This is a genomic window from Streptomyces sp. NBC_00457 (assembly GCF_036014015.1).
Classification (GTDB): domain Bacteria; phylum Actinomycetota; class Actinomycetes; order Streptomycetales; family Streptomycetaceae; genus Streptomyces.
In genome coordinates, this window is sequence record NZ_CP107905.1 from 10,692,160 (window position 1) to 10,709,916 (window position 17,757).

Here is a 17,757-nt window from a genome sequence, read left to right on the forward strand (position 1 = left end):
CTTGGCTTAATCTCCTCGCCAAACTTCCTGCAATTGCAGCTATTTGACGAGGTATCAGGGAAGTTCGGACTGCTCGTCAGGTGCTTTCGCGTGCGTCCGGTTGGCGGCTGCGCGTCACACGTTAGTGATCTTCGAGATGCCGTCGGAAATTGACGTCCGTAGGTTCATTTCCAGATCGGCAGATCAGCCGATTTCCCTGCAAGAAGGAGAAAACTGATATGCAGACGCGTACCGTCGCCCTGATCGCAGCCTCTGCGGCTGCCGTGGCCGTGACTGTCACCGGCGTTACCTACGCCTCCGCGGACTCCCCCCAGTCCGCCTCGTCCGCCCGTCCTGCCTCGGCCCCCCTCGGTGGCGGCGGCGACCACGACTGGAAGGACGACGGCTACAAGAAGGACCACGACGGGCACAAGAAGGACGACGGCAAGATCCAGATCAACGAGCGGACGTACTCGGACGACCCGGGAGCCTGCGTCAGCGTGACCAACCTGAACACCCTCGCCACCGGCACCTTCAACATCGCCAACGACACCGACAGGGTCGTTGAGTTCTTCGACGGGACCAACTGCAACAATGGCAACCCCGTCGCCGTGGTCCTGCCTGGTGACTCCAGCTTCGGAGTTGGTGACGGAACTGGCGATGGCAGCTTCCGCGTGATCGACAACTAAGGGACCGCGCAGCGACCGACCCCGAAGTAGGCGCCGCGGGATGTGACCGTCCCACCGATGCGTCACCAGGAGCCCCGGCCCGCCGTAATCGGGCCGGGGCTCCGGCGCACAGTACTTCCTTCAGCTGAAAACACCCAGCTGGCTCGTTTCACACTATGCGCCCACCCCGCAGTGACCGCAAATGCACGCGGGCATACAGCTGATCGGCGGCTGGGAGCGTCCATTACCCGGGAACCGGCGCGTTGCATTGGAAAAGCGCGATCAACTGACGGCACTGTGGAATCACTACCGGACGAGTACGGGAGTGATTAATGTGCTGTTGACGTTTGTCAGACAACAGAAGAGTCGTGCCGCTGTACAGCATGTCGACGGCACGATCCTGCGCCAGCTCGACAGCAGCGCCGTACGTGCTCGTTACTGGGTGAAACGAACGCCGAGAGAATCGGTTCGTCTGCTGCACAGGGCGCGCGTGTACCACATCGCTGGGGCCACACTCAGCATCATCACAGGGCTCGCCGCCTGGCCGGTCATCGCCGACGGTTCCCGCTTCAGAGCACAGGTAGTGATTTCCGCACTGGCCTGCCTCGCCGCGGTGACCATCGCCGCGCCCTACGCAACTGGCCTGCACGACCGCGCCGAGGAATCCATCATGCTCTGCGGAAGGTACGGAGCCATCTACGGTGAACTCCTCCGCGCGCAGAGCCAGATCGGCACGCAAGCCACCACGCAACACCGTGTCAGGGAACTCATCCAACAGTTCGATGACGTCGCCACACGCAGGGACGCCCTCGGACTTGCTGCACCAGCACCAGATTCCGGCCAGGCATCCGGTGAGCATTCCCGGTCAGTCCAGTGAACGGAGTCTGTGGAGTTGTCAGGGTCCAGCGAGTCCTACGACTCAAGGCCCGGGCTCGTGTGCAGTGGCCTCAGGACGCTCCGTCTCTTCCGGAGGAGACGGTGGGCCGCGGAGCACGACGTCCTCGAGCATCCCCATCGCAAGCATCAAAGCCATCATCAGCGCGGGCAGGCACAGAGCTATGAGGGGCACAGCGCCTCCCAGGTGACTGGATGTCGCGTTCTCGGACCGGATCTCGCTGGAGGCTGCGGGAAAGACGCGTAGTCGGAGTGAACGTTCCCCCTTCCCGGCGGCTTCGGTCCCGGGGCGTTTCGTGAGGGACGGTCACAGCCTTCAGTGTGGAGCCGAATTGGTTACCGCGCCTGCCGGGACTCCCCTCGTGCAGGCGGCGGGTGAGCGTGCAAAGCCACGGACGTGCCGGTGGCCAGGGAGCGGGCACACCACCGCTCGGCCTGCCCCCTCCGCCGCGGAGCCGGGCTGCCGGTCCGTGCGCGTGGGCGGTGTCCTGACGATGCACCGATCAGCGCGCCGTCCTCAGTGCCCAACGAGATCACGAGAGCGCCCGCGCCTCCAGACGCGCTTACTGGCTCTAACAAAAGCGGGTTGTTCATGTGACTGTCCGCTTGATCGTTCGTTGATGTGGGCATGGGGAAGCGTCAGTCACGACCCTGGATCGTGTCGGATGAACTGTGGTCGCTCATCAAGCCGTTGCTGCCCGAGCCGCCCCCGAAGCAGGTCGAGGGCAGACCTCGAGTGCCCGATCGTCAAGCCCTGTGCGGGATCTTGTTCGTCCTGCACACCGGCATCCAGTGGGAGTACCTCCCGCAGGAACTGGGCTTCGGCTCGGGCATGACGTGCTGGCGCCGCCTGGCGGCCTGGAACGAGGCCGGCGTCTGGGACCAACTGCACCAGCTACTGCTGAACAAGCTGCGCTCGAAGAACCAGCTGGACTGGTCGCGGGCGGTGATCGACTCCTCCCACGTCCGGGCCGCACGCAGGGGCCCAAAAGCGGCCCCAGCCCGGTCGACCGCGCGCCCAGCGCCGCCGCAGTCATTCCGCGTGCGGCCACACATCCTTCTTCCACAGGCCCACAGCCTGCTCGTCACGCTCGAGGGCTCTGCGGGCGGGAGATTGCCAGGACCAGCCGTGCCGGTGCAGCAGCCGCCACACCGCCGCCGACGAGCAGTCCAGCCTGAACTTCCGGGCGATCAGCACTCTGATCCTGGCCAGGGTCCAGCGCCGGTCTTCCCAGCCGTGCACGGCCGGCCCCCGCGCCAGCTCTTTCTCCAACTCGGCGAACTGCTCATCGGTCAGCCGGGGCAGTTTCGGCGGTCCAGCGGAGGCGAGCGCGGCCATCCCGCCCTGCCGCCAGGCGCGACGCCAGCGTTCCACCGACCGCTCACTTACCCGCAGGTCCTTCGCGATCACCGCGGTTCTCTCACCACGAGCGAACTGCTCACCAGCCTCGAACCGGATCCGCTCGCGAAACCGCCGCCGCTCCGCGGTCAGCCCACCACCCTGTGCGTACCGCATACCACGGGCCTACCGCAGGGATCACCACACGTCACTGCCCCCGACAACAATCCGAAGAGCTCAGTAACGGCAGCGATGCCTGCTGGGAAAGTACTTGCCGGTTGGGAAACTCCACGCTACTTTCCTTGCAGGAAAGTACTGCGAGGAGGGCAAATGACTGACCAGGTACGGCCGGAAGAGGCCGCGCGCGCGCTCACCGAGATCGACCAGCGGCAGGAGCAGATCATCCGGATGGCCAGCCTTCCCCGCTGGTTCTGGGGGGCCATCGCCTTCCTGATGGTCGCGTTCGCAGCGGTCGTCGACACCACCCAAGGTGGTCTCGTCCAGGGGATGGCCACCGCCTTGTTCGTGGCCGGTGTGCTCACCACAGTTGGGTTGGTGGCGTTGCGCTCGGTCCGTAGCGCCCAGCCCCACAACAGCCTGTTCGGCCCCCGTATCATGGCCGCGGACCTAGCCTTCGCGGCGGTCATCGTCGGCGTATCGCTGGCGGCAACGCTCATCCTGAAGGCGTCCGGGGTTTCGTACGCCGCGACCATTGGTGCCTCGATCACCGCCGTGATCCTTGTCGTCGGTGGACCGACGTACACGCGGTACCGTCAGGGCCTCATGCTCGCGAACCGGTCCGGGAGCCGACGGTGATCACGCCCAAGTTCGACGAGCTGATCCACGCACCCACCCGGCTCTCGCTCGTCTCCCTGCTCGCGGCCACCGAGTGGGCGGACTTCCAGTTCCTGCGCGACAGCGCCGGCCTGTCGGACTCCGCCCTGTCGAAACAGCTCACGACGCTTGAGGGCGCCGGCTACATCGAGATCCGTAAGGGTTTCGTCGGAAAGCGGCCGCGCACGTCGGCGAGGCTCACCAGCGTCGGCCGGGCGGCCTTCGACCAGCACGTCGCGGCTCTGCAGGAGATCGTCGCCAAGGCGGGCGCGTCAGTGCTCCCCTCGACCTGAGAGGCGCAAGGAAGGCGCCCTTGACGGCAACAGCGGCTCCAGCCACTGCCCTTGGCCGCCCGTCAGATCACCCCGAGGCATTCCATGATCGCTTCACGACCTTGATCAACATCTCAAACACGGCCTAGTCGCAATGCCGTTGCGTTACGGGTTTGCGGGTTGGGGTCTTTGAATGCGGACTGCTCGGGTACCGGCCTGGGTGGGTTGGGGCCAGGTGCGGTGTCCGGCCCGTTTGAGCCGGTAGTTGGACATCTTGCGTTTGACGACGCGGGGCTGACTGCGCAGGCGTCTGGTCGGCAGGAGTCGTTCGAGTAGGTCGTGCTGGAGCAAGACAAGGGCTCTGACCAGCAGTTCAGGGGGAAAAACTGCCCGGCGTGACGGTCACACTGCGCCGGGCGGAGCGCAGGGTTTCGGTGAACGAGATCCGGTCGGCATCCAGGCCCCGGGTGGCCGCGGTTCTCACCATCAGCTCACGCAGCGCGTGGTGGACGAGCAGGTGGGCCCAGATCTGCTGCAGGATTCCGTCGGGTGTCTTGCTGGTGAGCACGACGTGGGCGCCGCGTTGATGAGTCTTGAGCTCTGCGAAGACAGCCTCCGCTTCCCAGCGTTCCTGATAGAGCGCAGCCAGCTGGCGGGCGGGGTAGCGACGGGCATCGAGCAGTGTGGTCACCAGCCGGTAGTTCTCGCCTTCGCGGCTGGTGCCGTGCAGCTGATAGGCCACCACCCGCACTGTGACCGGATCACGGTGCGCGGGGTCGGTGTGGGCGTGGATGCGGGAGATCCAGGATCCGTCCCGTAACTGCCGCTCGACGGGCAGGATGCGGTTGGCGGGCACCCGCCACAACAGATCGGCACCGCTGTCGGTGAAGGCCCGCCAAAGCGGCACGCCGAGGAACTCCCGGTCTGCCAGGACCAGTTCGCCGGGCTGGCAGGAGCGTGGAAGGCGGCCCACCAGGGTGACTTCACCGGTGCGGCAGCCGGCCAGTTCCGCGTCCAGGACGAGGTGGGTGCCCACCTCGATCAGACAGGCCATCCGCACCTGAGGAAAGGAGGATTTGTCGTGGCCGCGGCTGTTTCCGGGACGGCCGAAAGCGGCCTCATTGGCCGGACTGTCGGCCACGTCCCAGCAGGTGCCGTCCACTGCCAGCAGCCGCAGCCCTCGCCAGAAGCAACCCGGCGTGGTCTCGGTGCCCATCGGCTTCGCGGTCGTGGCAAACAGCACCCGCAGTGGCTCCGATCCCAGCCGCTGGCGAGCCCGAAACAGCGACGACTTCGCAGGGATGCGCCACTCGCCCAGCAGGCCCTGGCTCCGCAGGCCCTCGACCAGATGCCGCATCACCTCCAGATACGGGGCCGGCGAGAACAGGGCAAGGGCGAGCACGAAATACACCACCAATCGAGCTGGCAGCAGGCGTCTGCGCTGCTCGCCACGACCGCAAGCGGCCACCACACGATCCACCAACCCAGGCCGATACACCCAGGTCAGCAGCCCCAGCCCCGATAACTCGCCGACATCCGCAGACACCCGCACCACCCCCGGGAAGCACTACGCAGCAGCGTACGCCCGCAGGCTAAAGCAACGGCATTGGGCCTAGTCGCGGCCACCAGTGCTGGAGCAGCGACGACTTGCCTCGGCGGAGCCGTCACCTTCACGAAGCCGGACGGCGAGTACTACCAGCCGAGTTCCCCCACCGTCTACAAGACGACGAGTCGTTGCGCCGACATCAACCTCCGGCTCAACACCGGCAAGTCCGTCAAGGTCTGCTTCTACAAGAGCGATTACACACTCAACTACTGCCAGTCCAACTACACGCAGGTCCCGTGGGACAATTGGACGGTGGTCGCCAGTGACGTCAACGACGGCACCCTGTTCCGTTTCCGGTACCTGAGCGACCTCTCGTCGACCAACGCCAAGGCAGCCTTCTGAGCCTGAGGCCGCGTCGTCCTGACAGGTACGATCATCGGCCCCGCCGGGCGTCCCGGTGGGGCCGCAGTAGTTGGAGTTCACAGGCACCGCCTGCGCCTCACTGCTCGAATGGGGTCTCGGGTTGCCTGCTCTCCGAGCGGGCGGCCGCCGGTTCACGCTGAGAGGGCAGCGGACGGAGCACGGCCGTACGGTCTGTCAGCTGTAGGCGCAGGAGTTGGTTCTCGGCTGCCGCTTGGTGCAGGGCACCGACAAGGGCTTCGACGTCGGCTTTGAGCTGGGCGATCTCCTCCACGTCAGCAGCGCGTAGTTCCTTGAGCCGGCGGACCTGCTTGCGAAGGCGCTGTTCGCTGTCCGGGGTGCCGCCTCGGGCGCGGACCTTGTCGTAGAACTCGTTCTTCAGGTCGGTGTGCCGTTGTGTGAGTGCGTTGCGCGGGACACCGGCTTCGACCGCGAGCGCGACGATCGTCAGGGCGCCGTTGGAGTGCTCGGGGGTATCGCCCAGGATGCGTTCCATCGCGGCACGGATGCGGTCGCGTTCGTCTGGGGGCGGGGCTCATGATGTCGGCTCCTGGAAGTGGATGCGGTCCTGATCGTGGCGGTCGGCAAGTTTCCGTAGGCGCCCGGCGCGTTGGGTGAGCCGGTCGGCGAGCGGACCCGGCACCGTCTCTGGGGCGGCCTGTTTCTCCAAGGCCCGGGCGTGCCGCAGGAGTTCGTCGGCGTGCCGGCCACTGCGCGCGATGTTCGCGCAGGACGGTCGGCACCGGTTCAGGCTCGGGGTGTCAGCGATGTCCAAGCGGTGGCACAGGGCACGATCACGGTTGTAGACGCACATCAGGAACGCGTGCGGGTTGTCGTAGACGGTCAGGGCAGGGTTGTTGAGGATGTCCCGGGATTGGCGGTGCGTGCGGATGGACCCGGCGAACGTCGAGGCCTGGGCGGCGGCGTGGATCGCCGCCGGGCGGCCGTCCCCGAGACGCCCGCTCCGGTGGCGAGATCGTCGTGGAGGGTGGTGAGCGTGTCGGCGGTGGCCCGGGCGGTCTCGATGACGAGGAGCTCGTGGATGCCACCGCGGCCGCGAGCTGCGTAGCCGGCGCTCATCGTGGTGCGCATGTGCCCGTTAACGGGGACCGGGGTGGGTGGGCTGCGGGAGCTGGCGGCGCCGTTCGTGGTGCCCGGTGAGGTCTCGCTGTCGGTCTGACCGTCTGACGGTATGGCACCTGGTCCGCGGTGCCACGGTCCCCGCGTCCGCCCGTATTCTCTGATGGCCTGCCTACCGGTCGCTGCCGCCGATAGAGTCCGCCACGGAGGACTGACCGTGACGCGAATACCCAGACCGGCTGTAGCGCTCATGTTGGCTGCCTCGGCTGTCGCGATGACGGCGCTCGCCGGGTGCGGGGAGCAGAAGTCCGCGTCGGCGGTAAAGAGTCCGTCGGCGAGCGGGCCCACACCCGCACCTCACCCGGTCATTCATCTCAGTGCGGACGGCAACACCCTGGTCCCCGGGGGCCCGCCTCTGCCCCTCCACCTCTCCGTCGCGGGTCTCACCGCTGGGCAGGCCGAGCGACGCCATGTGGCGCTCTACATCGGGACCGTCCCTGACGAACTCCAGATCCGCGAGAACGGTTCCTGGCATGATGTGCCGTTGCAGTGGACCAACGAGCAGGACGACAACGGAGAGTTCGCCGCCATCGTGCCGCTGTCGTATCGCGGCAAGGCACGGACGGAGCTCGACTTCCGGCTGTTCACCGCTGACCAGCGCATCGACGACGTGGATGGAAAGGTTCCTGCCGTGACCACCACGGTGGCCGCGGAGATGGCCAAGGATGCCGGTTATGCGGATATCCACCCGGCAGCATCCGCGACGCGCCTGCGTTTTTCCGTCGACCCCACGCATCTCACCGTCAAGGTCCCGCAGATACTCCGGGCGACCGAGGGCGGGACGCCGGTGGAGTGGTACGTGCGGGTGCGCAACGCCGCGGGCAAGCTCACTCGCTCCCACCTCCGCATCGCGATCTCCCTCGCCCCCGGAGAGATCAGCCAATCCATGCGACAAGTGCACTGGTCGATCAACCGCGAGGGCCGTTGGGCCGACCTGACAGGCCAAACACACGTGGAGACGGACGAGTTCGAGCTCGAGCCCGGTCAATCGCGGACCGTGCGGATCCGCCTCGCTCTGCCGGCCGACGCCAAGCCAAGCAGGTCCGACGACGTCGGCGCCGTACTGCGGGCGGCGGTCACGGCTCCTTGGTGGCCCTCCGACCCGGATCAGCCGTCGGGGGTCACGCACGACGCGGTGGCCACGAACATTCTCATCGAACGCTGACCTGAGAACGACAACCCCTCGTGGGCCGACCTGGCGCCTTACCAGACTGACCGGGGCGCGGGCCCGGAAGAGCGAAACGACGCCGGGCACGCCGCGGCAGGCCGACCTTGGGTCTGCCCCCGGAGGGTCGGACTGCATCACAAGGGTCCGGTCATCCACGTCGTCTCGGAGGCAGGTCGTCGAAAAGACCCAACTCGTCATCGTCGGGCGCCTGAAAGAGCTTCACATACTCCTCGAGCAGCTCGCGGCTGACCGGGACGGTCCCTGGCTCACCCTCCCGGCTGCGGACTTCGAGGCAGCGGCACAGCTCATCGATCGACACGGCAAGGTAGTGGAGTTCAACGGGAACCCCGAGTGCGCGCGCCGCCAAACGCTTGTCATCCCGCTCAGAACGCCCCCAGAAACCGAACTCCAAAATCACCGTCTGTCCGAGCCTCAGCAGGTCCTGGGCATGCTCCCAAAACCGCCCCTCAAGCCGGTCGCGCGTTCGTTCATCGAACAGATCGACACCGAGATCCGCCAGCCATTCGTCCGGACACAGGCGCACCGCTGGAATCTCTCTCGCCAGGCGTTTGGCCAGCGTTGTCTTCCCGGAGCCAGGAAGCCCGCACAGCAAGATCAGCCTGGGCTCGGGACTCGCATCCGTCAGGCGCCTCCACAGCACCACAGCAAGGTCATTCCGGCTCTCCCCGCATGGGGCCACTTCTCAATCTTGAGGCCACGCCGTAGCTGGTGGCTGCGTCGAGGTCGCCGCTCTCTGCCGCTCGGCGGAGCCAGGCTTCGGCAATCTCGCCGCGTCCCCTGAGGACGTCTCCGAGGAGGGCCGCCCGGGCATGGCAGGCAGTCCCCTTCCTCATCGGCTCCGGCGTCAGGTCACTGCCTGCCGGGCCACGTCAGGTTGTCGATCAGCATTGCCAAGGCCGACGTCAACTCACATCAAAGAGCCTCATAAATGAGTTAGTTACCCCGAGAACGTTATGACTTAGCTGATCAAAATGAGTGGATTCTGGTATCATGGTGGGGAGTTGAGTATTTGGGAGGGTGCGTGAGTCAGGCGCCGCAGGCCGAGAACGCGGTGAACGCGACCGAGGCCCGTAAGGATCTCTACGCCCTGGTCAAGCGTGCCGAGGAACACGGGGTCACGACGCTGATCCATAAGCGGCAGGACCGCGCTCTGCTCGCGCCGTTGGACCGGCTTCCGGCAGCCCGGCAGGCCGAGGCGTTCCCGTCCCACGTGTTGAGCGCGGCGCAGAAGGACTTCGGGGACCTCATCACGCGGGCGGCTCAGGGGCAGCCGCAGGTGCTCCGGCGGAACACCACGCCGGTCGCGATACTGCTCCCCGTCGACACCGCCTCAGGTGCCCTCTCGTCCGACACGGCCGCGCACACCGGCGCGGCGCCCGCAGGAGGTGCGGTGAACAGCCAAGGCAACCCGGACCGCGACAGGACGCCCCGCAGGCTCGCCACGCTCGGCGACGCCATCGGCTCCGTACTCACCTCCAGCCCGAGCGGCCCCACGTTCGGGCTGCCCGGGCTGGACGCCGCGACGGGCGGTCTGCAGCCGGGCCGGCTGATGCTCGTCGCGGCCGCCCCGAACGTGGGCGGAAGCCTGCTGGGGCTGGCTGCCGCACGCCAGACCGCGCTGGTCGACCACCGCAAGGTCCTGTACGCGGCGTCGGGTCCGAACCGGGCCGACATCTTCCGCCGGGTCCTCGCCGCGGAGACCGGCGGCGACTACCCGCGCCTGAAGCAGGGTCACCTCACCGAGCACGAGCAGCAGGTTGCCCAGCAGCTGCGCCAGAAGGCCTCTGTGCTGCTGATCGACGACGGCAGCGACCTGACCGCTGAGGCCATCGCGGAGACCGCCCCACACGTCGAGGATCTGGCGCTCGTGGTCGTGGACCGGTTCCAGGCCGCCCACAACGCCCGCCTGCCGCTGTCCGGGAACCGCCTTCCTGACGCCTCCCAGGTCCTGGCCGGTCTCGCGCGCTCCCTGCACGTCCCCGTACTCGCCATTGTGGACAGCGACGATCCCACGCTCCTGAGCCTGTTGGACGCCGACATCCTGGTAACGCTCGCGCCGGCCGAGGACCCCTCCACGGTCCAGGTGACGGTCGCGGAACGCGACTTCGGGGCGATCGGCTCGGCGTACCTGCGCCCCGACCTGCTGCACGCCCGCTTCCTCGACGCCGGCATCGCCCCCGCCAGCGGTACGGGCGGCGAAGGCCCTGCGCGGAGCCTGGCCAGTGCGGTGGAGCAGGAGCTGGCCGAGGCGGCGCTTCCCTACACGTCCGGTGCCCAGCAGGGGCTGCCAGCCTCCGTCACCCATGTACTGGCCGCGCTGCGCACCGCACTGACCGATGGCGACCAGGAAGCCCTTACGGAACTCGGGCCGTCCCTGGCCCAAGTGGCTGCGCCGCCGCTGCAACTACCGGACACCGCCGAGGGACGCCGCCTCGCTGCCGCGCTGCGCGCCTACGCCACCGCCGGGAAGCCCGCCGCTGCCGCTCCCCAGTCCGGCGCGAGCACCGGGCACGTCCCGGACGACGCCAACGTAGAAGACACCGAGGAAGACGACGAGGACGGCCTGGCACCGGGGGACGAGGAAGACGAGCCCGAGGACGCGGTCTTCCCCGCCCTCAGGATCCTCAAGGACGCGGTGGACCGCTCGAAGATGCACCCGATCAAAGTCATCCGCCTTGAGGAGCGGGACAACGGTCCGTGGCCGCTGATCAGCGAGGACATGGACGGCGAGCCCCGCTGGGTCCACCCCGACGTCACCAGCACGCGCGTCGCCCACACCAGGGAAAACGGAAAGCGCGTCCGGCGCGACAGGCTCGACGTGCCCGACTCCTTCGGCGGCGGCGTGATGTGCCTGATCGACCGCAACGGCAGCTACCCGTCGGCCTGTTCGGCCGTCCCTCTCGCCCCGAACAAGCTCCTGCACACCGGCGCCCTCGAGGCGTTCGACAAGACCCACGCCGGCATCTACCTCATCGACATCCCGCAGTGGACCCGCACCGACATGCCGCACCCCCTGGGCCGGATCATCGAGCGGCCTGACGATCAGGGCCGCGTGTGGGTCACCACCCCCCACATCAAGCAGCTCGAGAAACTCGTCCGCGACGGCCACCTCGGCGCCGCGCCGACCATCCACGACTCATGGACCGGGAAGGCCAACGAGTCCCTCTTCAAGCCCTTCTACGAGGCCACCCGCAAGGCACGGACCGAGCTCGTCCAGGTCGGCGGTGACCCCTACAAGGCGTACAAGACCCGGCTGTCCATCGCCCTGCGGCTGCTGTGGCCCAAGCGGGAGGAACAACGCTCCCCGTTCTGGCGGCCCGACTGGCGCATGAGCATGGTCGCCGAGGCGTCCGTGCGTCACTGGGCGGTAGCCTTCCGGGCCGTCCAGGACGGGCACACGCTCATCGCCCTGCGCAACGTCGACGCGGCCGTCTTCTGGACGCCTGACGGCACGCCGCCCGCCACGTACACGATCGGGACCGGCTTCGGCGAAGTGAAGGCCAAGTACATCCAGCCCGGCGAGATCATCCCCGAAGGTGACGACTGATGGCCGGACCCACCGGCCGCGGAGGCTCCCTGGGCGCCGCCCTCAACGACCTCCTGCGCTCCCAAGTCACGCCCCGGCACCGGCTGTCGTCGTACACCGCCAAGCACTGGCACGCCCAGCTCAGCCAGCTCACCGGAACCCACCGCGGATACCAGGCCCTGGAAGAGGCCAGCCTCGACGTGACGCCCAAGACCCTGCTCAACTGGCTGTCCGATCCCGAGTACAACATCCGCCGCAGCTACCGCGACCTTATCCACACTGCGTACGAGAACGTCGCCATCGTCCCCGCTGACCCGATTCCGGACCACGTCAAGGACGGTCAGTTCGAGATCAGCGGCGTCGTCAAGACGGGCGACGACGAACGCGAGCGCGGCACACGGCGGGCCGCACCCCTGCGTATCGACGCGAGCAGGGGCGACTGGGGCGGGATCGAGGAACTCTGGGCTGCTGGCGAGCTCACCGACGACGAGTTCGAGGACCACTTCGTCGACGACGTCATTGTGGCGGACATCGGCGAAGGCACCGACGGATGGGAGTTCCCCGGAGGCTCGTACTCCGTCGAACTCAGGTGACACCGCCGCTCGCTGAGCGCTCGGTGGCCCAGGGCCTCACCTCGTTCGAGTCTAAGCCTGCCCTGGCAGGTCATACGGCCTGCCCCTCGACCTTGCCCTGGACTGTCCAGGTCTTGCGCACGCGCTGGGGGCCGTCGGTCTCTTCGATGAGCCGGATCACCACGCCCGGGTCGGTGCCGTAGAGCCCGACCCACTCCGTGTACCGGTCCTGGGCGGTGCCCGGGACGGCCCACTCGCCCTCGACGGCCGGGCCGTATTCCTCGTTCCCTGTCAAGTCAGTGTGTTGAGGTTGAGAAGCTGTGTCACAACTCTCGCTGCTGGTCATCGGGTTGAAGAAGCGTGACGGTTGGCGTGACGTTCGGCTGAGCGTCGCGGGAGGATCAACCCTTAAGCGGGACATGCGAACGGCCCGTGTCCTCAACCTGAGTGCTAGTGGTCGTCGCAACACCCCAGTTCAAGGGGTGCGATGGACTTCGAGATCCGCGAGGACAGGAAGTCGGGGGCTGCAAGCTGACCCAGGCCTCGATGCCGGCGCGCAGCACCAATCCCGGGTCGGGACCCGTCCCGGCAGGCTTGCGCTACACCTAGGGATGTCGCCTGAGGCGGGAAACATCCGCAGCTACCGGCGGCGTGGGTGCCGGGGAATCTCCCGTGGCTCAATTCCCCGGCGCACCGGTCCGTCCTCTCGGAAAGGAAACGATCGTGGCGCGAACTTCGCGAATTGCGTTATTCGTCATGGCCTTGCTCGGCGTGACCGTCCTCAGCACGCCGGGCAACGCCGTGGCGGTCCCGGCACCGACGGCCTACAACACCTACACCCAGTTTCTGACGCACGAGCCACGCAACGGCATGCCTGAAAGCTGCACCCAACGCCGGATCTATTTGGCAGACGGCGAGTACAGGTGGGGCGGGGAGATGAAGCCCGTGGCCTCCGGCGCCGCAGCCAGGGGCCTCTTCGTCGATGCGGGGTGGTACACCTGGCGGGACTGCCTGGACCCGAAACACAAGTACTACTCCCACAAGACGTCGCTGGCGCCCGAGGACTCCTCGGATTCGGGCCACACATACGGCTTCGAATGGCGCCTGCCGTTTTCCGGCACCTACACCTGGGGCTCGTCCCTCGAGCCGGTGGACATCGACCCGCGACCGAGCGCGGTGGCGCCGCGGTGATCCTGCACTCCCGGCGCCCCACCTGCTGACGGGTGGTCACTCGCCGCTTGGTGTCCGCCGTTGTAACCGTGGGACATCAGGCGGAAGGCATCTCCGTCCATGGGTGCACGCACAACGCTCGGCTGGGAAACCCCAGCCGAGCGTCTCCCTAAGCTCCTGGCCACGGCCAGTTGATCGCTTATGTTGCAACGACCCCTGGAATTCGCCAACCCACCGGCGGGGCGCTCGTGCGTCAGGCGGCGGTAACGAAGGATGCCGGCTGGCGGGCGTCCGCCCACTGCCGGAGGAGCCGTTCATAGGCCGCGGTGCGTTCGGCGGAGGGCGGCTGGTCCAGGAGACGGCGTATGCGGTCGTTGAGCTCATCGAGGGCAGGCGTCCTGGCCGTGAGGCCGGGGAGGGTGGGGCATGGCGTCCACGGTACGGCGCGGCACTGACACAGGGCCGAAGCCACGCTGTTCTATTCTGTTCGAGGCGATGCCCTCGCCTGAGCAGAACTGACGCACCCATGGCCACAGCCGTAGAAACCCCGGAGCAGCGCTACCCGTCGGCAGTGTGGGACTCCTCCGAGGAGGGGTTGTGCTGCAAGTGCTACGCGAAGTGCAAGCGCTACGGCAGCGGCGCCAATCCGCTCTGTCGCTCATGCTTCGTGGAGGCCGCGGCGAAGTGGGCACCGGGCGTGCGGCAGCAGGGGTACAACGCCTGACAGTCTGGACGGCCAGCCCCAGTGGGAGCGGGTTCGCTGTGGTGGCCGCGGGTGGTCAGGCAGGGCGGAGCTCTCGGAGCATGACGGCGAAGTTCGGAGAGTCCGGGAAGGGCTGGCGGTTGCCGACCTTCCGGTAGTTCCACGACTCGTAGAGGGTCTGCACCTTGGGGTGGTCGGGGTCGACCAGGAGGACGGCGAGGGCCTCCGGCCGGTTTTCCAGCAGGGCCATGTGCAGCCGCTCGGCCGTGCCGGTCTTTCGCCACTTCGGGCGCACCATGAGCTCAGACACGGAGAACGTCGAGTCATCCGCCGGCGCCGGGGCCACGTGCTCGCGCCACCACTCCCGGCCAGGGGTGGCCGGGGCGCCGTAGGCGAAGCCGACCGGTTCGCCGTCGTCGTAGCCGATGACGCAGGAGAACCCGGGGTTTCCGCCCCAATGGTCGACGAACCAGGGGAACCGCTGGTTGAACTCGTCTTCCATCTCATCCGCGTACGCGTCCGCGTGCACATCAAGCAGAGTCTGCCGGATCTGCGGTAGATCGTCGTGCCCGTAGTGGCGGAGTTCGACGGTTGCCGTGGTCAAGGGGTGCTCCATTCAGTCCGGTAGCGGTCGATCCATTCGTGCGCGATGTGCTCGGAGGGAGCCAGGGTGATGAGGTCGCGCTGGAAGTCGCCGAGGGTTTGACGCATGCGGCCGGGGATCGGGTCACCGGCCATGATCTCGAACACCTCACCACTGGTGGTGACTGCTTGCTCCACATCCCCTTGATGGAGTTGGGCGAGGGCGAGGCGCACGGTGGTGTTCGCGCGATTGCGGCGGTACCCCTCGGGCAAGGCAGCGAGCGCCCTGTAGGAAGCGGCCTCGGCTTCCGCCGCGTGCCCGACGACGTCCTGCACGATCGCGGTGATGGAGTACAGCTCCGCGGGCCCGTAGAAGGCCATCCAGATAGGCAGCGGGATCGACAAGTCCGCCTTGGCTATTGCGTCCTCGGCGTGGCCAAGGGAGCGCAGAGCTGCGCGGTGTTCCCCGGAGTGAGCGAGACCGATAGCAGTCCGGGCGTGGGCGAGGGAGGCATGCATCGGGCTGCGGCGGACGATGGACGTCGCCCGGGCTGCCTGGGCGGCGGCGACCGCTTCGGCGTAGTAGCCGCGCTGCCGGGCGAGCATGGCCCTCAGATTCCACACCTGCATGGTCATATCGGAGTCCTGGGCCATGCCTGCGAGGGTGAGCGCACGGTCGAGGTGTCGGCCAGCGTCGTCCGGCTGCCCGGCGTCGATCATGGACCAGGCGGCAGTTGCGGTGAAGTCCGAGGCGAGCGCGAAAAGACGTTGCCGCACGCGCTGTGTGGTGGACCGCTTCTGTAGGTCGATGGCTTCGTCAGCCCCCGCGAGGGCGGCCCGTTCGAGTGCGGTGTGTCCGCCGCGTTCCGCGTCCAGCTCGACGAGGTTCTCGACGGCGTCGCGGAGCCGGATCACGTCAGAGGTGCCGACGCGGGACGGGCGGGAGGCTGCACTGGCGAGGGGTACGGCGACGGCGGCGGCGGTGCCGGTGGCCGCCCCGACGAAACGGCGGCGGTGCACTGAAGGGTCCTCCGGTGGTGCGGGTGGGGGCGTTGAGACGGTCTTGGCTTTCCCCCGAGGCACGAACCCTAGGGCCGTGATGGTGAGGCCGGTGATCATCTCCAACGCGATGCGCTGGCGCTCCTGCGGCCATTTGTTCTCGCCGGATAGCCACCGGAACACAGTCCGCTCCGACGTGGCGCCGGGCTTGCCGGTGAGGTTTTGAACGGCGACATTGACGGCGTCGGTCAGCTCCGCGACCGACATTCCGTGAGCCTTGAGCCAGGCGGCTAAGGCTTCGTTTCGGGTCTCCCCCATGGATTCACGGTAGAAGGTGCCGACTGCGTCGGAGGGTAAAGGGCAAGTCAATTCGTCAGTCTCGGCGCAGGCAGCCCGACCAACTTCGTCATATACGACCCCTGGTGACGGTGGGTTAGCTGTTGTGCACGGCCCCGCAGAACTTCCCAACCTCACGTGCGATCTAGCGGGCACCGAGACGACGAAGAGGCCCCACCATGACCCAAGTAGGAACCTCGCGGGAGAACATCGCCGCTCAAGCCAACTCAGGTCCCACTGACGCCGGGCCGCACGAGGACGGCGGCGCGCTCGAGGCAAGAGGGCTGACGACCCTGGGGGAGCGGCAACTCGGCGTCACGCACTGGCTCCTCACGGCCGCGGAAGACCGCGCCCGCGCACGTGCGGAGTGGAAGGAGCAGGGGATCGCGCTCCTCACCTGCGGCGCCACCCTCTCCGCCGTACGCATCCCAGCCCACCTCGTGTGGGGCGCCGCGCGGACGGAGGAACTGGAGAAGGTGGACGCCTTCCTCCGCCGGTTCTTCGACGGCGGAGCGATGTTCATGGACATCCATGCCCACCACTACTACGCACTGGTGCCCGTGACCTCCGAATGGCGTTGGACCAACCGGAAGGCCCCCGGGGTGGAACGCCTCAGAGGCCGGACCTACTACCTCGGCGTCCCGCACATCGCCCTCACGGAGCCGAAGGGGCGCTCTTACTGGTCCCTTCCGATGGACACCGCCGGGGACCTCTGTTACCTGGACGAGGTGGAGAGCCTGGTCATCACCGGCCTGGCGGCTCGCGGTGAGGGAGTCGGTCGGTGACTGTTGAGGCCTTAGCGCCCTCACATTCCCCGCAGCTCGACGCGCAGACGATCCGCGCGGCGTACACCGGCGTTCTGGGGACGCCAGACCTCCCGACCGGGCAGCAGCTCGACGAGACGTGCGAGCAGATCACCGGGCACGTCGGACTGCTGGTCCCCAAGGTCACGGCGATCACGGCGCGGATGCGTTCGAGCATGCGGGTGGTGGCGGTTCACTGCCTGGTCCGCGCCCACCAGGCGCTCGCGATGGATCCGGGCGCCGGGAAACGCGAGCGCTACGTGTACGAGGTCGCCACGTGTGCTCGCGCGCTGCTGACGCTCCTCGAGCATCCGGGCCCGCTCGGCGAACCGACCGGCGCCGACGAGATCGAGCAGGTTGTCCGCCGGAAGATCTGCGGCGGCTGCTCCGGGTCGATAGAGGACGGCGAGGGCTTCGAAGAGGCGGTGTTCGCGTCGGAGGCGAGCGGAGGTACCCGCGGCTACCGGCACACCGACAGTTGCCCCGCCGTTGCCACCGAACGGCGCGGACTGCTCGCCATCGTCAAGGCGCCCGCCGAACACCCGGCGGGAGGTGCGTCCCCATGACGCAGCAATGGGTCATCGGTGACTGCTGGCTCGGCTGCGAGTGCACGGACCTGCCGGTGATCTGGCTCGGGCCGGTCACCTGGGACGGGCAACACGCACCGTTCAACGCGTGCCGCGACTGCCTGGACCGGCTGATGCGGCAAGCGCTCGCCTACTTCCTCGATCACCGCCCTGCCGACGCCGCGTCGTTGGCGGGATAGGACTCGCGGCCGGCCTCCC

The 17,757-nt window shown here is 67.5% G+C and carries 19 protein-coding genes and 2 pseudogenes; 14 read left to right on the forward strand and 7 right to left on the reverse strand.

Going from position 1 to position 17,757, the window contains the following annotated elements; translation table 11 throughout:
• The first annotated feature begins 218 nt into the window (after positions 1 to 218).
• The 3 genes and pseudogenes from OG828_RS48805 to OG828_RS48815 all read left to right on the forward strand — a co-directional run.
• A complete protein-coding gene (locus tag OG828_RS48805) occupies positions 219 to 668 on the forward strand; it encodes a hypothetical protein (RefSeq protein WP_328499681.1) in 450 nt (149 codons plus the stop codon).
• Positions 669 to 849: 181 nt separating this feature from the next.
• Positions 850 to 1,524 carry a hypothetical protein gene (locus OG828_RS48810; protein ID WP_328499680.1) on the forward strand — a complete coding sequence of 225 codons (675 nt, stop codon included), beginning with the start codon at positions 850 to 852 and terminating at the stop codon, positions 1,522 to 1,524.
• A 645-nt stretch (positions 1,525 to 2,169) separates the two neighbouring features.
• Positions 2,170 to 2,558, forward strand: a pseudogene (locus tag OG828_RS48815) (IS5 family transposase); the annotation flags it as partial.
• Positions 2,559 to 2,577: 19 nt separating this feature from the next.
• Here OG828_RS48815 and OG828_RS48820 read toward each other — a convergent pair.
• Positions 2,578 to 3,057 (reverse strand): annotated as a pseudogene (locus tag OG828_RS48820) (winged helix-turn-helix domain-containing protein); the annotation flags it as partial.
• 153 nt (positions 3,058 to 3,210) lie between these two features.
• On the opposite strand from OG828_RS48820, the gene OG828_RS48825 reads away from it, so the two are divergent.
• Positions 3,211 to 3,696, forward strand: coding sequence for a hypothetical protein (locus tag OG828_RS48825; protein ID WP_328505062.1), 486 nt, complete (start codon positions 3,211 to 3,213; stop codon positions 3,694 to 3,696).
• Positions 3,693 to 4,007, forward strand: coding sequence for a winged helix-turn-helix domain-containing protein (locus tag OG828_RS48830; protein WP_319668554.1), 315 nt, complete (start codon positions 3,693 to 3,695; stop codon positions 4,005 to 4,007). Before OG828_RS48825 ends, OG828_RS48830 begins: the two co-directional genes overlap by 4 nt.
• 352 nt (positions 4,008 to 4,359) lie before the next feature.
• On the opposite strand, the gene OG828_RS48835 is transcribed toward OG828_RS48830, so the two are convergent.
• Entirely contained in the window at positions 4,360 to 5,532 is a 1,173-nt protein-coding gene (locus tag OG828_RS48835; RefSeq protein WP_328357115.1) for an IS4 family transposase, read from the reverse strand.
• 60 nt (positions 5,533 to 5,592) lie between these two features.
• Here OG828_RS48835 and OG828_RS48840 point away from each other — a divergent pair, with 60 nt between their 5' ends.
• Positions 5,593 to 5,934 carry a hypothetical protein gene (locus OG828_RS48840; protein WP_328499679.1) on the forward strand — a complete coding sequence of 114 codons (342 nt, stop codon included), beginning with the start codon at positions 5,593 to 5,595 and terminating at the stop codon, positions 5,932 to 5,934.
• Positions 5,935 to 6,031: 97 nt separating this feature from the next.
• Here OG828_RS48840 and OG828_RS48845 read toward each other — a convergent pair whose 3' ends face one another.
• The gene (locus OG828_RS48845; protein WP_328499678.1) at positions 6,032 to 6,448 is read right to left on the reverse strand and encodes a hypothetical protein; all 417 of its coding nucleotides are present in this window, start codon (positions 6,446 to 6,448) and stop codon (positions 6,032 to 6,034) included.
• Positions 6,449 to 7,306: 858 nt separating this feature from the next.
• Here OG828_RS48845 and OG828_RS48850 point away from each other — a divergent pair.
• Entirely contained in the window at positions 7,307 to 8,257 is a 951-nt protein-coding gene (locus OG828_RS48850) for a hypothetical protein (RefSeq protein ID WP_328499677.1), read from the forward strand.
• A 151-nt stretch (positions 8,258 to 8,408) separates the two neighbouring features.
• On the opposite strand, the gene OG828_RS48855 is transcribed toward OG828_RS48850, so the two are convergent.
• Entirely contained in the window at positions 8,409 to 8,924 is a 516-nt protein-coding gene (locus tag OG828_RS48855) for an AAA family ATPase (RefSeq protein WP_328499676.1), read from the reverse strand.
• A gap of 378 nt (positions 8,925 to 9,302) precedes the next feature.
• On the opposite strand from OG828_RS48855, the gene OG828_RS48860 reads away from it, so the two are divergent.
• Both OG828_RS48860 and OG828_RS48865 read left to right on the forward strand, forming a co-directional pair.
• Positions 9,303 to 11,828, forward strand: a complete 2,526-nt coding sequence (locus OG828_RS48860; protein ID WP_328499675.1) for a DnaB-like helicase C-terminal domain-containing protein — start codon at positions 9,303 to 9,305, stop codon at positions 11,826 to 11,828.
• The gene (locus OG828_RS48865; RefSeq protein ID WP_328499674.1) at positions 11,828 to 12,400 is read left to right on the forward strand and encodes a hypothetical protein; all 573 of its coding nucleotides are present in this window, start codon (positions 11,828 to 11,830) and stop codon (positions 12,398 to 12,400) included. Before OG828_RS48860 ends, OG828_RS48865 begins: the two co-directional genes overlap by 1 nt.
• Before the next feature lie 70 nt (positions 12,401 to 12,470).
• Here the strand turns inward: OG828_RS48865 and OG828_RS48870 are convergent, their stop codons facing one another.
• Positions 12,471 to 12,674 carry a hypothetical protein gene (locus OG828_RS48870; protein ID WP_328349168.1) on the reverse strand — a complete coding sequence of 68 codons (204 nt, stop codon included), beginning with the start codon at positions 12,672 to 12,674 and terminating at the stop codon, positions 12,471 to 12,473.
• Between the two features lie 428 nt (positions 12,675 to 13,102).
• On the opposite strand from OG828_RS48870, the gene OG828_RS48875 reads away from it, so the two are divergent.
• On the forward strand, positions 13,103 to 13,570 hold the full coding sequence (locus OG828_RS48875; RefSeq protein ID WP_328499673.1) for a hypothetical protein: 468 nt from the start codon (positions 13,103 to 13,105) through the stop codon (positions 13,568 to 13,570).
• A 505-nt stretch (positions 13,571 to 14,075) separates the two neighbouring features.
• Entirely contained in the window at positions 14,076 to 14,273 is a 198-nt protein-coding gene (locus OG828_RS48880; protein ID WP_328499672.1) for a hypothetical protein, read from the forward strand.
• A 55-nt stretch (positions 14,274 to 14,328) separates the two neighbouring features.
• Here the strand turns inward: OG828_RS48880 and OG828_RS48885 are convergent, their stop codons facing one another.
• Positions 14,329 to 14,868: a GNAT family N-acetyltransferase gene (locus OG828_RS48885; protein ID WP_328349164.1), complete on the reverse strand. Its 540-nt coding sequence runs from the start codon at positions 14,866 to 14,868 to the stop codon at positions 14,329 to 14,331.
• On the reverse strand, positions 14,853 to 16,151 hold the full coding sequence (locus tag OG828_RS48890; RefSeq protein ID WP_328499671.1) for an XRE family transcriptional regulator: 1,299 nt from the start codon (positions 16,149 to 16,151) through the stop codon (positions 14,853 to 14,855). The genes OG828_RS48885 and OG828_RS48890 overlap by 16 nt, the downstream gene beginning before the upstream one ends.
• Before the next feature lie 197 nt (positions 16,152 to 16,348).
• Here OG828_RS48890 and OG828_RS48895 point away from each other — a divergent pair, with 197 nt between their 5' ends.
• From OG828_RS48895 to OG828_RS48905, 3 genes are read left to right on the forward strand one after another with little or no spacing between them, the layout of a single operon-like run.
• On the forward strand, positions 16,349 to 16,954 hold the full coding sequence (locus OG828_RS48895; protein WP_328499670.1) for a hypothetical protein: 606 nt from the start codon (positions 16,349 to 16,351) through the stop codon (positions 16,952 to 16,954).
• On the forward strand, positions 16,951 to 17,538 hold the full coding sequence (locus OG828_RS48900; protein WP_328499669.1) for a DUF6415 family natural product biosynthesis protein: 588 nt from the start codon (positions 16,951 to 16,953) through the stop codon (positions 17,536 to 17,538). The genes OG828_RS48895 and OG828_RS48900 overlap by 4 nt, the downstream gene beginning before the upstream one ends.
• On the forward strand, positions 17,535 to 17,738 hold the full coding sequence (locus tag OG828_RS48905) for a hypothetical protein (RefSeq protein ID WP_328499668.1): 204 nt from the start codon (positions 17,535 to 17,537) through the stop codon (positions 17,736 to 17,738). The genes OG828_RS48900 and OG828_RS48905 overlap by 4 nt, the downstream gene beginning before the upstream one ends.
• Positions 17,739 to 17,757: the final 19 nt, after the last annotated feature.

What these genes read in the sequence shown, in the direction of transcription:
- OG828_RS48810 (WP_328499680.1), top strand. Translation starts at nt 850, where the DNA reads ATGCACGCGGGCATACAGCTGATCGGCGGCTGGGAGCGTCCATTACCC.
- OG828_RS48905 (WP_328499668.1), top strand. Translation starts at nt 17,535, where the DNA reads ATGACGCAGCAATGGGTCATCGGTGACTGCTGGCTCGGCTGCGAGTGC.
- OG828_RS48805 (WP_328499681.1), top strand. Translation starts at nt 219, where the DNA reads ATGCAGACGCGTACCGTCGCCCTGATCGCAGCCTCTGCGGCTGCCGTG.
- OG828_RS48825 (WP_328505062.1), top strand. Translation starts at nt 3,211, where the DNA reads ATGACTGACCAGGTACGGCCGGAAGAGGCCGCGCGCGCGCTCACCGAG.
- OG828_RS48850 (WP_328499677.1), top strand. Translation starts at nt 7,307, where the DNA reads ATGACGGCGCTCGCCGGGTGCGGGGAGCAGAAGTCCGCGTCGGCGGTA.
- OG828_RS48865 (WP_328499674.1), top strand. Translation starts at nt 11,828, where the DNA reads ATGGCCGGACCCACCGGCCGCGGAGGCTCCCTGGGCGCCGCCCTCAAC.
- OG828_RS48845 (WP_328499678.1), bottom strand. Translation starts at nt 6,448, where the DNA reads ATGGAACGCATCCTGGGCGATACCCCCGAGCACTCCAACGGCGCCCTG.
- OG828_RS48895 (WP_328499670.1), top strand. Translation starts at nt 16,349, where the DNA reads ATGACCCAAGTAGGAACCTCGCGGGAGAACATCGCCGCTCAAGCCAAC.
- OG828_RS48890 (WP_328499671.1), bottom strand. Translation starts at nt 16,151, where the DNA reads ATGGGGGAGACCCGAAACGAAGCCTTAGCCGCCTGGCTCAAGGCTCAC.
- OG828_RS48885 (WP_328349164.1), bottom strand. Translation starts at nt 14,868, where the DNA reads ATGGAGCACCCCTTGACCACGGCAACCGTCGAACTCCGCCACTACGGG.
- OG828_RS48880 (WP_328499672.1), top strand. Translation starts at nt 14,076, where the DNA reads ATGGCCACAGCCGTAGAAACCCCGGAGCAGCGCTACCCGTCGGCAGTG.